This window comes from Bacillus sp. G16 (genome assembly GCF_021282335.1).
GTDB lineage: Bacteria > Bacillota > Bacilli > Bacillales > Bacillaceae > Bacillus > Bacillus inaquosorum.
In genome coordinates, this window is sequence record NZ_JAJSOZ010000004.1 from 39,217 (window position 1) to 55,326 (window position 16,110).

Below are 16,110 nucleotides of genomic sequence, written 5' to 3' on the forward strand. Positions count from 1 at the left end.
AGGCTGAAGAGATTTTTTATTTTTAAAAATCACCTTCAGCCTTAAACCATTTGTTTTTATGGCTTTCCCTCTTCATTTGGATAAAGGACAAACTCATATTGATCCCCCTTTATCTGGTCCTTGTAGAATTCAATCTTACGGTTTAATACATGCAGGTTTTGCTGTAAAGCTTGAATTTCTAATTCTACAAAGTGCTTACGCTTTTCAAGTAAATGCATCCTATCAAGAATCGTTTCATCACCCATTGCTCGCCATGTTGTATATTGTTTTAGCTCTGTCATCGACATTCCTGAATCTTTCAAATGGAGCAAAAACCGCACCCAGCCGATATCATGATCCGTAAATTCCCGTATATTATTCTCATTTCGATGAGGAGTCAGGAGCCCTTCCTTTTCATAATACCTGAGGGTACTTGTTGTCACACCGATGATGTTTGCTAATTCTCCAATGGAATAAGGAATCGTAACCACCTCTTTTGGTATGATTTCTTGCGGGGTAAATTTTTATTTTTAACCTGCCCCCTCGGACGCAAAGAATGCTATCTTGCGTCACTTATCCTGAAGACTTTCCGTTTTTGGCCTGCTTTTGAGCTGTGCCTCATTTTCACGCAATTTCCCATCATAATCTTCAATTTTTGTATCTAATCTTTTAATTGTTTCATCAATTTCTTTTCGCTTCTCTATCAGCCGCTGTCTTTCATCAGCCAGGATATTTTTGCGGGCTTCTACCGTACGATCTCCTTCAGTAAATAACGTTGTATATTCAATTAACGCTTCTATTGATAGGCCCGCATTTCGCATGCATTTAATGAATTCAATCCATTTGATATCTTCTTCATCATAATCGCGAATGCCGCTTTCTTTTCGTTTTACCGGCGGGATCAACCCGACACGTTCGTAATATCTGAGTGTCGCCGCTGTCAGGCCAAACTGCTTGGCTACCTGCGCAATATTCATACTCTTCACCTCACTGTCCTGTATGTTTTGAAGGTAACACTTAAAGTTAACTTTAAGTCAAGCATCAAACAAGTTTTAGCTGCTGAACTTTTTTCAAAAATCCAGGGCTTGCCTTAAAGCACACTTTAAGCTCTATACTTCTCCATGCAATAAAAACAGTTTAGACGGAGGGATTATTGTATGGCAAAAAAACAAACTGCTGGAGGAGATATACTAGGAGAATTTGCGCCAAAGTTTGCTGAACTTAACCACTCACCTCTCGTTCTATGCCGGATGGCCCAAAGCTTGGTCAGCATTTCATTTCGCAAAAGAAATCTTCAAAAATGAAAAGAAAGAAGGTCAACTGATGACATTTAATCAATTAAGCAACAGCACAATCTTTCCGTTAGGTGAAAAAATTGAAGCGAACTTTATTGGGGATGCATATTTACAAATGATATTTACCGATGAGACGCCCCTCAATGCCTCAATCGGGAATGTCACTTTTGCTCCCGGAGCCCGCAATCACTGGCATTCTCATAAAGTTGGGCAAGTTTTGTTAGTGACAGGCGGTGAAGGCTGGTATCAAGAAGAAGGAAAACCAGCTCAATTACTCAAAACTGGAGATGTCATCAATATTCCGCCCCGTGTAAAACATTGGCACGGGGCGACGAAAGACAGATGGTTTGTGCACTTAGCCATTACGCCGGGGGAAACGGATTGGTTAGAGCCTGTTCATGATGAGCTGTATCATACCTTATAAAATTGTTCTCGTTTTGCGTTCAGCAATTGAGATGAAGTTTTTTCAAAAAACCCCTTGCCTTAAAGCGGACTTTAAGGTTTATCGTTATGTTGAAGACACCATAAAACATAAATAAGTGCATGTTTTTTTATTTACACCACTTATGATGAAGAAAGGATAGGTTCATATGTGTAATCAACATCAAACCCGTGTATTACGCGTATCACATGCAAAAGCTAAATTTGAACAAACAACGATTGAGCGAAGAGAATTACGGCCGCATGACGTCTTAATCGATATTCAATTCAGCGGTATTTGCCATTCCGATATCCATAGTGCATTTGATGAATGGGGCGGTGGCATCTTCCCAATGGTGCCCGGACATGAAATTGCCGGGGTTGTCGCAGCTGTTGGGACAGAAGTGACGAAGTTTGCTGTCGGGGACCGCGTCGGTGTCGGCTGTTTTGTTGACTCCTGCGGAGAATGCGAATACTGTCTCAGCGGTGAGGAACAGTTCTGCACAAAGGGTGTTGTTCAAACTTACAACTCACTAGACTACGATGGAAATCCGACGTATGGCGGGTACAGCCAAAAAATCGTTGTCACTGACAGATTTGTTGTTAGAATTCCAGACAGTTTGGAAATGGATGTTGCCAGTCCGCTATTGTGTGCAGGCATCACAACTTATTCCCCGCTGAAACACTGGAATGTTGGGCCTGGTAAAAAGGTTGCCATCGTAGGCGTGGGCGGTCTTGGACATTTGGCAATTCAATTTGCACATGCAATGGGTGCAGAGGTAACCGTCCTGAGCCGTTCCATGAATAAGAAAGAGGAAGCTCTGGAACTTGGGGCAGATCATTACTTTGCAACAAGTGACCAAGCTACATTCACTGCATTAGCCGGGCGGTTTGACGTAATCTTAAATACGGTGTCCGCGAATCTTGATGTAGATGCCTATTTATCAATGCTTCGTATAGACGGAACACTTGTAAATGTCGGAGCACCTGCCGAGCAGGACACATACAGTGTGTTTTCCTTAATCATGGGCCGCCGCAGCCTTGCAGGTTCTCTTGTCGGCGGAATTCCAGAAACTCAAGAGATGCTGGATTTCGCCGCTGAGCATGGCATCGCACCTAAAATCGAAGTGATCCGCGCTGACCAAGTGGACGAAGCATACGAACGTATCCACCGAAGCGATGTCAGGTATCGATTTGTGATTGATATTTCCACATTATAAGTCTAAAAAATGGGTTAGTCCTTCCATGGGCTGTCCCGTTTTTATTTAAATGAAACTCACGGAAAAACGATCTCCTTAAGCAAATGTTTTGAAGGCCGGTTAATCTACCTGTTATCCTATAGGCATAGAGAGGTTATAGGAGGTTTTTTATATGAGCAAAAAAATTGCAGTTCTCGTTACAGACCAATTCGAAGATATCGAATATACAAGTCCGGTAAAAGCATACGAGGAATCTGGCTACAGTGTCGTAGCTATCGATTTAGAAGCCGGAAAAGAAGTTACCGGTAAGCATGGTGAGAAAGTAAAGATCGACAAAGCAATCTCTGATGTGGACGCAAGTGAATTTGATGCACTTTTAATTCCTGGGGGATTCTCTCCGGATTTGCTTCGTGCAGATGACCGTCCGGGTGAATTTGCTAAAGCCTTTGTCGAAAATGAAAAACCTGTTTTCGCTATTTGCCACGGCCCGCAAGTATTGATTGATACGGATCTTTTGAAAGGCAAAGATATCACAGGCTACCGCAGCATCCGCAAAGATTTAATCAATGCCGGCGCAAACTACAAAGATGCAGAAGTAGTCGTCAGCCACAACATTGTCACAAGCAGAACACCTGATGATTTGGAAGCATTTAACCGCGAATCATTGAATTTGTTGAAATAATGAGAAGGCACAGACCATTTGGGTCTGTGCCTTTTTCAAGAGAAAATGTTGCAGGTCAGGGAATTGAACTTCATGAAAATCCCGCTATTTTAAGGCCCCTTGTTTACATTCTGAAAGACAGCAGTCGCATCCCACACATTCAAGCCAAATTGACCTTCTGAGAATGCGGAATCATTCTCATCAATCACAAGACGATCATCTAAATAGATTTTAAAGTGATCGCCCTTGGCCTCAGTTTTCAGATGATACTTTTTATTTACGTCTATCGGCGTTTTGTATTCGGCAATGACAGAAGCAGCACCGTTCTCAAATTTAAAGAATTTCACTAGGTCATGCTTCGCATCCACGTTGGCAAGATAACCGTTTTTGGCATCTTTGTCAGAGCGAAACATAAGCGCTCCTGCCCCTCTTCCGTTTCCATCCTTAATGGTGATATCAGTTTCATAGGTGAAGTCTGATCCGGATGCTGAAGACAAGATAAAGGAATCGCCGTCCGACCTCCCTTGTTTCCCCTCAATTGTGTCGGCCCACGTGCCATTTACAGTCGTCCAGCCAGTCAAATTAGAGATAAAAGGCGACGTTCCCCACACCTTTTTTAAAGGATATATCGTTAAAGATTTTAGCTTTACACCTCCATTTTCAGCATATAATTCAAGACCTTTGCTTGATCTATCCGGGAGAATGATATCGGTTATGACCTGCTGTCCGTCATTCCCGAATACCTCAACTGAAGAGCGGTCGACAAAGATGCGCATCTTTATGTTTCCATTTACCGGCTTTAGCGGAGCTGTTTGTATCCCAGTGTTAAATGTTGGATTAAAGGTGACGTTTCCCGATTCGCTCCGGTCAACGAACAGTTTGGTGTTCTTTCGGTCATAGCCGACTTTCGTGAATTGATTTTCGCCTGTTCGAACCTTAAAACCAAATTCAGGAGCTGAACCTGGAGATACTTGAAATTCTGCATGTAATTCATACGCATCTCCAGACAGGCCTGCTAACACATTTTGGCTTGCGGGCGATATGGTCTGATTCTTCCACTTCTTAGAGGTCCCGCGAATGGTTTGCAGCTCTTTTACTGGTGTTTGGACGACCCTAACTCCCCCGGTAAGCGTTTTCAATTTTAACTCTCTTGGAATGGACGCTGCACTTCTCCATGGGGATGTAGGAACATCATTCGCATATTGCCAATTGCTCATCCAGCCTAACCAAAGCCGCCGGCCGTCTGAGGACGGAATATCGGACCAGGATACAGCCGCATAAAAGTCTTTGCCGTAATCTGTCCAGAGAACTTTGTCTGACGGATTTTCGTTTTTAAAATGTGTTCCATCAAAGTCCCCTACGAAATACTGCATGCCTGATCCTCCCGAGACCGCTCCGTTTCCTACACTGACCTGCATCACCCATTTTTTTTGATTCGGGTTTCCGTCTACCGGAAGCTCAAACAAATCCGGGCATTCCCATACTCCCCCATGGCTTCCTTGTCCCTGTCCAAACTCACTTGCATACGTCCACTGCTTCAGATTTTCGGATGTATAAATAAGGATTCGGTCACCGGCCGCAAGCAGCATCACCCACTTTTTTTCTTTTTCATACCAAAAGACTTTTGGATCGCGAAAATCTTTTTTTCCCGGGTTCGGAATGACAGGGTTGCCTGCGTATTTCGTCCACGTTCTTCCTTTGTCATTGCTATAGGCAATGCTTTGCACTTGATGGCCTTCCCGATCCTGTGTATAAATGGCCACAAGCGGCTTCTCTTCGCCTGTCTGAAAACCGCTTGTGTTATTCCTATCTACAACTGCGCTTCCGGAAAAGATCGTGCCTTTTTCATCCGGATACAGCGCAACAGGAAGGTGCTTCCACGTAACCAAATCTTTGCTCACGGCATGCCCCCAATGCATGGGGCCCCACTGCATACCGTATGGATGGTATTGATAGAACAAATGATATTCTCCAGCATAATAGACCATTCCGTTTGGATCATTCATCCAGTTTGCCTCCGGCGTGAAATGATATTGAGGACGATAATCCTCATCATAGTAGCTTGAATCGGCTGCCTCAGCTGGAAATGCCAAAGTGAACAGCAGGGTGAACATGATGACGAATTGAATAAGTCTTTTTTTCATTTGTTTCTTCGCTCCTCTCTTCATGTTTGAACAATTTCAAGAGAGACTGCTGCGCAAGTTGATCCGTTTCTGGCACTCTTCCTCTGTTTCGCTGCTATCTGAATGATTCATATATGAAAAGACGGCTGCAGTTTCCCTCTTCTTTCTTACGTCACACAGCTTATGCTAAGAATCCAGCCCAATACCCAAGAATCCCGATGATAAAGATGCCGCATATAATGAGAAGAGGATTCACCCCTTTGCGCAGCATCCACGCCACCAATAACGTTAATCCGAGAGGCAGCGCACCCGGCATGATGCTGTCTAATATATTTTGTACGGTTTGAACATCCACTTTTCCGCTTTCATCCTTAATCCTGGACACAACGATTGGAATGTTGATGGTGGTCCATTTGGAAACGAGAGCTCCCATTACAAATAATCCGAGAATCGAAGCGCCTTCTGTAAGCTTTTGAATGCGATTCCCCGCTAAATCCTGAAGAATCTCCATTCCCTTTACATAGCCATACTTTAATCCATAATATTTTGTGCTTAACCTTATGGCATTCAGCAAGAAGAAGAATAGCAAAGGGCCGGCAATGTTTCCTCCTAAAGCAAGCGATGCCCCTAACGCAGCTAAGACTGGGCGAATCGTTCCCCAGAAAATCGGGTCGCCTACACCCGCTATCGGGCCCATCAAACCGATTTTCATTCCGCTTATTGCTTTTCCATCAATTCCTTTATTGTTCGCCATTTCTTCTTCCATGGCTGCCGTCACGCCAAATATAGGCGCTGTCAGCCACGGATGTGTATTAAACCATTCCAAATGCCGCTGTAAGGCTTCATTTCTTTTCGCTCCGGGACCGTACAATTTTTTGATCGCAGGTATCATGACATAGCAATATCCCATGGCCTGCACACGTTCGAAGTTAAAGGAGCCGAGCAAAAAATTTGAACGAATAAACATGCTGAAAATTTCTTTTTTCGTTAATCGTTTTTCTTTCTCCATCTTTTCATCACCCCTCATTGTTTAGGCATCAAGATCGTCATCATCATAAACAGCAACATTCCCACTGTCTGAAGCGGCGGCCACCGCTCCGTGCGCGTTATGTCTTTGCATCACCTGCTGGTATAAAAGCGCCAGACAGAGACCAAGTGCTCCAAATCCTACTAAGTTGAAATCGGTAAACGCCGCTAATAAAAATCCAATATAGAAAAATGGCTTTAAGTAAGGAATATTCATCATATTGATCACCATGGCATATCCGACTACAACGATAATGCCTCCGCCTATTTGCAGCCCTTTTGTAATGACATCTGGAATATTTCCCAGGAACGCCTGAACAGCGCTGACACTAATCAAAGCTACAATCAATGTAGGAATCATGACGCGCAGCGCTTGAAACACCATCGCGGTAATATGCATAATTTCAATTCCTTTTATATTCCCTTCTTTTGCATATCGATCAGCGCGGTGAATGAAAAAGACAGTGATCGTCCGCACAAAAATAGTCAGAGCCTGACCCGCAGCTGCCAAAGCAACAGCGACGGCAATGCCTTCGCCAATTCCCTGATCAGCGGTAATGACTAAAATGGTAGAAATGACAGAGGCGATCGCTGTATCAGGCGCCATGGCAAGGCCGACGTTCATCCAGCCCAGCGCCATCAGCTCTAGTGTGCCTCCGAGAATAATTCCTGTTTTTAAATCCCCAAGCACCAAGCCGACTAGCGTGCAGGCCACAAGCGGCCTGTGTGTCTGCCCTTCATCCAATACACTTGCGATGCCGGTGATTGCTGCAATGATTAACAACAAAATAATTTGTAATGAAGACATATTCTCATCCCCTTGATTATTTTGTTACGTTCCGTAAAATCTGTACAAAGTCCTCGCTGGCATCTGAAGGCAACTGCCTCAATTCCAGTTTCACACCCAGGTCACTTAATGTTTCAAACGCCTTTATGTCTTGTTCTGTGACACTGACTGATTTTGTAATTTGCCTGCGATGATTTTCAAAACGCATTCCCCCGACGTTTACGGTTTTGATCGGCACGCCTGCTTCTATAAGCGATACAATATCGGATGGATTTTCAAACAAGAGCATTGCCGTTACCCCTTCATAGCGCGGACTATGAAACGCTTTTGCCATTTTTGAAACCGAAACGGCACTCGCCTTTACATTTGAAGGCGCAACAGAAAGGATCAGCGTTTTTCTCATTTCGTCCTGTGCAACATCATCGGAGACAACGATGATTCGGTCTGCCGCATGGACTTTAATCCACCTTGTCAGGATTTGGCCGTGAATAAAGCGGTCATCAATTCTTGCTAACACAATGTTCATCACAATTCATCCTCTCTTGTTTCTTGATTGGCTGTTTTCACTTTTTCTAAATGTTCACTGCACACTTGAAAGCTTTGCTGGCTCATTGTTTTTAAGTTGTTCAGCAAATCTTTGAGAGTCACATGTTCTCTCAGGCTTAATACCTCCAGCAGAATCGGCAGGTTTACGCCGGCTGCCATATCCATTCTTTGATCCTCAGCAATGAAGGAAGCTGCCGCGTTATATGGGGTCCCTCCAAAAATATCAACTAAAAAAAGCACTTCATTTTCTTCCGGAATGTCCTTGAGCGCCTGATGATATTTTTCTTGCAGCGTTTGAATGCCTTCTCCTTTAAAAAACGGCACTGCGATTAGATTATTTTCTTCACCGAATATCATCCCTGAAGATTCTTTTAATGCTATGGGAAAATCTCCATGGCCACTGATAATAACTGAAATCATATCCATTGCTCCTTTCTTTGTTTTGTACATCCATTTATAATGCAAGGATCGTGCCAACAAAGTTGTGTTAAGCGTTTTCATTTAAATTTCAGCCAATGACAGTCTGCTGTTGAAACACTTGAGATCAAAAAAATAAACCTGTATTAAAATGGCGTTCCATTTAATACAGGTTCACTTGAAAAAACCGCTTTTAAAACAGCTGGCCATGCACTTCTTCAGCGAATATGGCGGCAATAAATAATTTTTCATCATCACTTATGCGAAGTCCAAGCTTTTGTTCATATGGGGCTAATGTCCGCTCTGTCACGTTAAACATTTCTTTCAGCTGATCATTTATTTCTTCTTCCTCTGAGAAAGCAATCGGATTCTGCTTAATTACCCTTTCAAAGGCGAAAGCCGTATGCATGATGACTTTGATCAAAACTGCATTATTGAAAATGACTCCCAGCTCATCCTGAACGGTTTGCAGCCACTCTAATAACATTTCAATAATATGGTGAGGGTTCAAGAAGACAAGATACTTTTTCAAGCTATCCTCGCAAAGCTCCCTGACAATGATATTTGCTCCGTTTAATCCGCTGCTTAACGGAATGCTGCCTTTTGTAATCGCCTGTTGAATCAGCTTCTCTCCCTCCCCTTCAATTAACACTTCTAAAGATACATGCGGAGCATTGATTTTAGGGTCTTTCGTTCCGACTGTTGCAAGGATCTCATACTCTTTTTCAATTTCTTTAATGCTGTTTGCCAATTTAATGGATGAAACGGTCAATATGTGAATCGGGGTATCGGAGGCCTTGTTGGCAATCGTTGTCAGGATGTCTTCCAGCTTTTTGGCCGTTCCGCTGCCTGTCGTGCAGATGGAGACCAATGCCTTCTGTTTGCCGGATGCCGCTGGCTGCCGCTCCCATAACTCGATAAAATCTTTCGTGACCGATTGATATATTGCATGCAAATTTAAATTCAAATAGTTCACCTTTCTGACGGCATCCAGCACCATTGAGGTTGTAACATTGCTGATTGTTTTGATGGCAATGCCTGTCTTTTCCTCCAGCTTGCTTTCCAGCATTGCAAGTGACCCCATGTCTACCAGCATTAAAACACCTTCGCCTTCATCAACGTGTTTCATTTTTTCCGCTAAGCATTCGATAATTTCCGAAGGTGAAACAGTAAGCGGCATATCAACTGCTGCGATTGGAGTGCTGCCTAACAGTTCTGTTGCGACTTCAACCATTGAACTCGCCGTGCTGTTTCCATGAGCAGCCACGATAATCCCTACTCTTTTGTTCTCTTTTAACGATTTGATGGAATGAATCAGCATCGTTAAGTAGATGACTTCTATTTCCGGAATGGCGACTTTAAAATATTCCTGAATTTTATCTTTAAAAATCATCGCCACCCGGTATTCTTTCACATGAGTCTCACGGATTTCATCAGTCTCCTGTGTATTTAAAACATCAATTTGCTTTCCGCGCTTTAAAAAAGCGTCAATATGCATACTCAAGAAATAAATAAATTTACGGTCAAATGAGCAATCAAGCTCATGTTCAGCTATTTCTTTTAACTGTTTTGTCATTTGAATCACGTCGTCTTCAACGAATGTCAGCAGGCTGTCCTTTTGAAACGCCCGGTGTTGAAAAAAACTTCTGACATGCAAATGGACATCAGTCAAGATGTATTGGTTAATATCCTTTTTGGATAATCCTTCTTTCATGAGGGTTTTCACTTTTTCCTCAATCAAATGATACAAGTTAAATGAGAGGTCTTCGTCAATTTTTGTTGTTTCATCTTCTACAATCGGAGATATGATCGTTGTAATATTGACATATTCAGAAATGGCTTTGCTTCTTTGCATGTTTTTGCTGCTGGACATCCATTCTTGCTTGATTTCATCTGGCAGATCCCGGACAGTCAGTTCAATAACCTCATCTCGGTCAAGGTTGTGCAAAAATCCGTGTGCGCAAACTAACTGGACATTTGATTTCAGCTGCCCCACATTCCCAAATTTTGCAGAATGAATAAGCGCATTATAGACATCTATGTGCACACTCAGATTTTTCTTAATTCGCTCTGCTTCTTTCCCTAATAAAAACGTCGTCAGATCCACTCTTTCTTTAAGCGATCGTTCTTCAAGCGAAGGAATATGAATGGTCATTGGGATTCTTCGCAAAAATGTTTTCAATAGTGCAGAACTCGGATTTTCTGTAGTAGCGCAAATAAACAATACGTTCGATGTTCGTTTATGTTCAGATTCTCCAAGCCGGTTATAAGAACCGCTGTCAATAAAATAAAACAGCATTTCTTGTCCCTCAGGAGGAAGACGATGGATTTCATCCATAAAAAGAATGCCCCCATTGGCCTGTTCGACTAAACCAGCCTTATCCTCCCCTGCGCCTGTAAATGAACCTTTTTTGTGCCCGAATAATTGAGAAAGCAATAATTGAGGATTGTTGTAGTAATCTGCACAGTTAAATGTAATAAACGGTGCGCCCGCCTTCAAAATGTCAGAGTAAATGGCAAACTGGTAAATCCGGTTCGCAAAAAGGGATTTACCGGAACCTGTAGGCCCTAAGAGGAGCATATGCAGACCGTTTGGCGGATAAAAGACAGCTGCTTTTGCCTGGGAAATTGCTTTCTTCAAACTGCCTTTTGCCCCAATCATAAGTTCTAGAGGATTCGTGGAAATATGTTGATGATTCTGTTTTGGATTCCCGGAAAACGGCTCAAGGTCTTTCACTTCCATCATCTCTGTATCCCATTTCTTGTTACATAACCTTTCCGCTATTTCGACTGGGATGTATCGTACAGGAAACGTTTTAATTTTTATGACCTTTTTGGACCGAACGAGATTGTTCAATTCAAAACTGACATTAGACCGCTCCATTTTCAGCTGCTCAGCAATTTCCTTTGCTGAATTCCCCTGTACTTTTAAAAGATGATCTAAGCTGGAGTCATGAAAATTATGCATGAGCTGAAGGTATATTTTATCTATTCTTTTCACGTCTATCATCCTTTGTCCTTATTAGATAAGCCCTTAACAAGAATATTCCGAATTTTTTATGGCGGACAGCCTTGAAATTATCTATTGATACACTTCCAGAAAGGTCTTTATAGCAGATTGACATACTGACCTTTTATGCCTATGTGTTTATCACTTCGAATCATTTATATTTCATATTAGTATTTTAGATTCGCAGTTCTTCAAGCCTGTGCCCCTTCCAAAGTAATAATCAGTAAACAGTTTATCATTCTTCAGGAACGTAATGATGGCAAAATCCCGAATGACAGAAAATGATTCTAATAGATCAGGACAATTTCCCCAAAATATATTCCCATCCATGACATCAATTGAATAACAAAAAAAGGCGGACACTTTATGTGTCCGCCATAGTGATTCACGATAAGAAATCAGGATGCAGCAGCTGCTCGATCTTTCTCTTCTCATTATGCAAAACTTCTCCATCCTTACAATACATTTGGAAGGTCAATGATTCAGTAAACATAAAAACTTTATCTCCATCAGCAAAGAATAAATAATGATGATTTCTAGCAGCCATCTTGCCCAGGATTGAAAAATCACCGATATGATCGATTTGATATCCCCTGCAGTTTTCAATCAAAGTGGGCGTAATACCATATAATCCGTTACCTATTAAAAAAGCCTTGTACGCTTTATAAGCATCAGCAAACTCATCATCCATTATATTGTCCAGATGGCATTCTCCCTCCCAGTCATTACTTAGAAATGGCGTAACAACTGTTTGGCCGAAAGTTGATAGATAAGGAGATATCCATTGAAAAAATAGATCCTCCATATGGACCCACTGTTTTTTCGAGATTTTTATTTTTGAATACGGATTCTCGACTGAGTCAAAACCGAATGATTGATAAAAATCTTTTATGATAAGCATATTCTCCGGGAAACCAATCATGATGCGATGTTTATTATTCTCATGATGCTCCCAATCAAAAAACTGGTATTCAGATAAGATAGTCAATAGCTGTGCTGTTTGTAATTTCATTCTATGTCCTGCCTCGTGTCATTCATTTCGCCTGTATCCTTATAAACGAGCTGGCCCTCATAAGCATACTGTCATCATATATCCTAGCAAAACAAAAAGACACCATCAAAACGATGTCTTTTTGATTGGTTTCCTCCTTTTCAGGCTAAGAATATTTTACATTTTTTTCATATGCACAACACTGATGATTTTCATGTTTTTCTACTATTCAATATAACTGGCAAGTAATAATAGAAAGTAAAAGGCATTTAACAGCTTTACGAACAAGGAAAATTTATTTTTAAAATTTAAAAATTAAACATTATATTCTCTTAAATGGTATAATATCCGATAAAACTTTATTCATCTTTTATTATTGGAGGAAAATAAAATTGACAGGCAATTCTAACAAAGACAATTTGGGACAACAACAAAAATTGTCTAGAGGCCTTAAAAACAGGCATATACAATTAATGGCGATTGGGGGTGCAATCGGAACAGGCTTATTCTTAGGTTCAGGGAAATCCATCCACTTTGCGGGACCATCCATTTTATTTGCTTACTTGATCACGGGAGTCTTTTGCTTTTTCATTATGCGTTCGCTCGGAGAACTGCTCTTATCAAATGCGGGGTATCACTCTTTCGTTGATTTTGTAAGGGACTATTTAGGCGACATGGCAGCGTTTATCACTGGCTGGACCTACTGGTTCTGCTGGATTTCTCTCGCGATGGCTGATTTAACGGCGGTCGGTATTTATATGCAATATTGGCTTCCCGATGTGCCTCAATGGCTGCCGGGTCTTCTTGCGCTGATCATCCTGCTGATCATGAACCTTGCCACCGTTAAACTTTTCGGGGAATTAGAATTCTGGTTTGCATTGATCAAAGTCATTGCCATACTGGCTCTTATCGTAACTGGTATTTTCTTGATTGCGAAAGGTTTTTCTGCAGCTTCCAGCTCAGCCAGCCTCACGAATCTTTGGAGCCATGGCGGCATGTTTCCAAATGGATGGCATGGATTTATTCTTTCATTCCAAATGGTTGTCTTCGCTTTTGTGGGAATTGAACTTGTCGGACTGACAGCAGGTGAAACTGAAAACCCCCAAAAAGTGATCCCTAAAGCCATCAATCAAATCCCTGCCCGGATTTTACTTTTTTATGTCGGCGCACTTTTTGTGATTATGTGTATCTATCCTTGGAATGTTTTGAATCCAAATGAAAGCCCGTTTGTTCAAGTGTTCTCTGCTGTAGGCATCGTTGCCGCTGCCAGTATGATCAATTTTGTTGTATTAACATCAGCTGCATCAGCGGCCAATAGCGCTTTATTCAGCACAAGCCGCATGGTCTATTCTCTTGCCAAGGATCATCACGCACCTGGCTTGCTAAAGAAACTGACTTCATCTAAAGTTCCAAGCAATGCACTGTTCTTCTCAACCATCGCCATTCTGATTGGCGTTAGCCTGAATTATATAATGCCGGAGCAAGTCTTTACACTGATTACTAGTGTTTCTACAATATGCTTCATTTTCATTTGGGGCATTACGGTGATTTGCCATTTGAAATATCGAAAAACAAGGCCGCATGAAGCGAAAGCAAGCAAATTCAAAATGCCTTTTTACCCATTATCCAACTACTTAACACTTGCATTTCTCGCGTTCATTCTTGTCGTATTGGCACTGGCGAATGATACACGTGTTGCTTTGTTTGTCACTCCGGTCTGGTTTGTTTTATTGATTATTTTGTATAAGGTGCAAACCATCAGAGGACATAAGATAAAATAACAAAAAAGACAAGGGATACTCACTCCCTTGTCTTTTTTGTATGCGCCAAACACTAAATTCATTTTGGTCTCCAACACCAACGGAACCGAAAATTAATTCAAACCAGTTTTGATGCCGAAACCAACTAATATAATGCCAGTTACTTTTTGAAAAGCTTTCTGAAACTTCGAGTTTTTCATCCATTTTTTTGCGTAATCAATAATATAAACGAGAAAGAGGAACCACAACACCGCTATTAAGGTTAAGATTGAAGCTAAAATAATGAGTTGCTGGTTTATATTTCCCTTCAGATTGATAAATTGGGGCATGATTGTAACATAAACCAAAACAGTTTTAGGATTGAGAATGTTACTAAGTGATCCCTGCATAAAGGAAGTTTTATAATAACGTTTCGGAGAATTTGCCGTGGTGTTTGCTTGGGATTGCATGTCATCTATAGAAAACATACTTTTGGCAAAAAAACTTTTTACACCTAAATAAATTAGGTATGCTGCTCCCAAATATTTAATCGTTGTGAAAAGAATCACTGACTTTGCAATCACCACTGATAATCCTAAAATGGCAATAACCGTCCAAAAGGAAAGTCCTGTTGCCAATCCGAGAATGTTGTAACGGCCAGCCTTTGCGCCATATCTAAGGGTATTCTTCATAACAAGCATCGTATCTGCTCCCGGTATGATAACCATCATGGCAGCGATCGGAATGTATGCGAGTAAGCTATGCATTTCTTCTCCCCCTTTAAAAATCTCTCCGACATATAGTGACTACAAAAGTAACTACTTAAAAAATTGTATCAATACGTTTGGAATAAATCAATATGGTTTGTTAAAATAGCGATTACAAAGGCAGGCGACTGCTCTTTATATTGGAGGATATATGAAGGAAAATATGTTAGACATTTTAAAAAACCTCAATTTTACCGAATATGAATCGAAAGCATATCTTGCTTTATTGCAAGAATCGCCTTTAACAGGCTATGCCGTCGCCAAAAATTCCGGAGTGCCCCGCTCAAAAATTTATGAAGTTTTGGAAAGCCTTGTCTTAAGGGGAGATGTTTTTGTAAGTCACGGAAATACGCCTCAGTATGTGCCAGTCCCCGCTAAAGAACTGATTAAAAACCGCCGGCTCAAAGCGGAAGAGCATTTTGACCAGGCTGAGAAATACTTTGAAAACTTCGAGCAGACCGCAAATGATCGGGAAAATATCTGGAATATCACCGGACGCAGTGAAATTCTTGAAAAGGTGAAGGCTTGTATTTTATCCGCAAAAAAAAGAATTCTTTTAGAAATCTGGAAAGAGGATTATGAAGAAATAGAAACAGAGCTGAGACAGGCGGCAACTAAAGGTGTAAATGTCACCATCATTGCGTACGGAGATATCGCATCTGATTTTGCTGCTGTGTACCTTCATGATATGAGCAGTGAAATTACAGAAGAGTATGACGGGCGGTGGCTTGTCTATAGCGGAGATGATTCAGAAGTTGTAGCGGGTATCGTCTCTCTTGGTAACGACAGCCGTGCTGCTTGGACGATGCATGTAGGTTTAGTCATGCCTATTACTGAAGTGATCATTCATGATCTGTACCTCATGGAAATTTTGAAAAAGCATAGAGGGCTTTTAGAAGAAAGCTTTGGAAAAAATCTCATCCAGCTGCGCCGCAAATTTTCTATCCACTCAGATTTCAAAAAACATTATCTGGAATAGAGCAATAGTATAAAAACATGGCTTGTATCAACAAGCCATGTTTTTATATGCATTCCTTTCTGCAAAGTTTTTGCACTCCTCCCCCGCTCTGATCACTTCTTTAAAAAAATGTGATTCTGCGCAAACTATTTTTCAGTCTGCCGCGTCTATCCTAGGTAACAGCCTATGATA

At 41.5% G+C, this 16,110-nt stretch carries 17 protein-coding genes; 6 read left to right on the top strand and 11 right to left on the bottom strand.

The features are described from left to right. Window positions 1–56: 56 nt before the first annotated feature. Both LWH95_RS05770 and adhR read right to left on the bottom strand, forming a co-directional pair. Window positions 57–470 (bottom strand): MerR family transcriptional regulator, encoded by a 414-nt coding sequence (locus LWH95_RS05770; RefSeq protein ID WP_442860839.1) that lies wholly within the window; start codon window positions 468–470, stop codon window positions 57–59. A gap of 78 nt (window positions 471–548) precedes the next feature. Next, a complete protein-coding gene (gene adhR / locus LWH95_RS05775) occupies window positions 549–956 on the bottom strand; it encodes an aldehyde stress transcriptional regulator AdhR (protein WP_133486741.1) in 408 nt (135 codons plus the stop codon). 180 nt (window positions 957–1,136) lie between these two features. Between adhR and LWH95_RS05780 the strand changes: the two genes are divergently transcribed. From LWH95_RS05780 to yraA, 4 genes are all read left to right on the top strand, one after another. Next, on the top strand, window positions 1,137–1,283 hold the full coding sequence (locus LWH95_RS05780) for a hypothetical protein (protein WP_232919136.1): 147 nt from the start codon (window positions 1,137–1,139) through the stop codon (window positions 1,281–1,283). Window positions 1,284–1,302: 19 nt separating this feature from the next. Further along, entirely contained in the window at window positions 1,303–1,698 is a 396-nt protein-coding gene (locus tag LWH95_RS05785) for a cupin domain-containing protein (protein WP_232919137.1), read from the top strand. Window positions 1,699–1,864: 166 nt separating this feature from the next. Next, window positions 1,865–2,914, top strand: a complete 1,050-nt coding sequence (adhA, locus tag LWH95_RS05790) for a formaldehyde dehydrogenase AdhA (protein WP_232919138.1) — start codon at window positions 1,865–1,867, stop codon at window positions 2,912–2,914. A 151-nt stretch (window positions 2,915–3,065) separates the two neighbouring features. Then, the gene (gene yraA / locus LWH95_RS05795) at window positions 3,066–3,575 is read left to right on the top strand and encodes a cysteine protease YraA (protein WP_232919139.1); all 510 of its coding nucleotides are present in this window, start codon (window positions 3,066–3,068) and stop codon (window positions 3,573–3,575) included. Between the two features lie 89 nt (window positions 3,576–3,664). On the opposite strand, the gene LWH95_RS05800 is transcribed toward yraA, so the two are convergent. The 8 genes from LWH95_RS05800 to LWH95_RS05835 all read right to left on the bottom strand — a co-directional run bounded on the left by LWH95_RS05800 (window position 3,665) and on the right by LWH95_RS05835 (window position 12,475). Next, window positions 3,665–5,698 carry a GH32 C-terminal domain-containing protein gene (locus LWH95_RS05800; RefSeq protein ID WP_232919140.1) on the bottom strand — a complete coding sequence of 678 codons (2,034 nt, stop codon included), beginning with the start codon at window positions 5,696–5,698 and terminating at the stop codon, window positions 3,665–3,667. After that, the gene (locus LWH95_RS21705; protein WP_133486735.1) at window positions 5,631–5,774 is read right to left on the bottom strand and encodes a hypothetical protein; all 144 of its coding nucleotides are present in this window, start codon (window positions 5,772–5,774) and stop codon (window positions 5,631–5,633) included. Before LWH95_RS21705 ends, LWH95_RS05800 begins: the two co-directional genes overlap by 68 nt. Window positions 5,775–5,858: 84 nt before the next feature. Then, window positions 5,859–6,686, bottom strand: coding sequence for a PTS fructose transporter subunit IID (gene levG / locus LWH95_RS05810; protein WP_003237310.1), 828 nt, complete (start codon window positions 6,684–6,686; stop codon window positions 5,859–5,861). A gap of 21 nt (window positions 6,687–6,707) precedes the next feature. Beyond that, window positions 6,708–7,511 (bottom strand): PTS fructose transporter subunit IIC, encoded by an 804-nt coding sequence (gene levF / locus LWH95_RS05815; RefSeq protein WP_232919141.1) that lies wholly within the window; start codon window positions 7,509–7,511, stop codon window positions 6,708–6,710. Between the two features lie 16 nt (window positions 7,512–7,527). Next, the gene (gene levE, locus LWH95_RS05820; protein WP_003237315.1) at window positions 7,528–8,016 is read right to left on the bottom strand and encodes a PTS fructose transporter subunit IIB; all 489 of its coding nucleotides are present in this window, start codon (window positions 8,014–8,016) and stop codon (window positions 7,528–7,530) included. Next, the gene (gene levD, locus LWH95_RS05825; RefSeq protein WP_003237317.1) at window positions 8,016–8,456 is read right to left on the bottom strand and encodes a PTS fructose transporter subunit IIA; all 441 of its coding nucleotides are present in this window, start codon (window positions 8,454–8,456) and stop codon (window positions 8,016–8,018) included. The genes levE and levD overlap by 1 nt, the downstream gene beginning before the upstream one ends. A 190-nt stretch (window positions 8,457–8,646) precedes the next feature. Beyond that, window positions 8,647–11,454, bottom strand: a complete 2,808-nt coding sequence (levR, locus tag LWH95_RS05830; RefSeq protein ID WP_133486731.1) for a transcriptional regulator LevR — start codon at window positions 11,452–11,454, stop codon at window positions 8,647–8,649. Window positions 11,455–11,848: 394 nt separating this feature from the next. Next, a complete protein-coding gene (locus LWH95_RS05835) occupies window positions 11,849–12,475 on the bottom strand; it encodes a hypothetical protein (RefSeq protein WP_133486729.1) in 627 nt (208 codons plus the stop codon). 371 nt (window positions 12,476–12,846) lie between these two features. On the opposite strand from LWH95_RS05835, the gene LWH95_RS05840 reads away from it, so the two are divergent. Continuing rightward, complete coding sequence (locus tag LWH95_RS05840) at window positions 12,847–14,235, top strand: amino acid permease (RefSeq protein WP_003237325.1); 1,389 nt, start codon at window positions 12,847–12,849, stop codon at window positions 14,233–14,235. Between the two features lie 92 nt (window positions 14,236–14,327). Here LWH95_RS05840 and LWH95_RS05845 read toward each other — a convergent pair whose 3' ends face one another. After that, entirely contained in the window at window positions 14,328–14,960 is a 633-nt protein-coding gene (locus tag LWH95_RS05845) for a LysE family transporter (protein WP_003237327.1), read from the bottom strand. Window positions 14,961–15,111: 151 nt separating this feature from the next. Between LWH95_RS05845 and LWH95_RS05850 the strand changes: the two genes are divergently transcribed. After that, complete coding sequence (locus tag LWH95_RS05850) at window positions 15,112–15,939, top strand: TrmB family transcriptional regulator (RefSeq protein WP_148982063.1); 828 nt, start codon at window positions 15,112–15,114, stop codon at window positions 15,937–15,939. Window positions 15,940–16,110 lie beyond the last annotated feature (171 nt).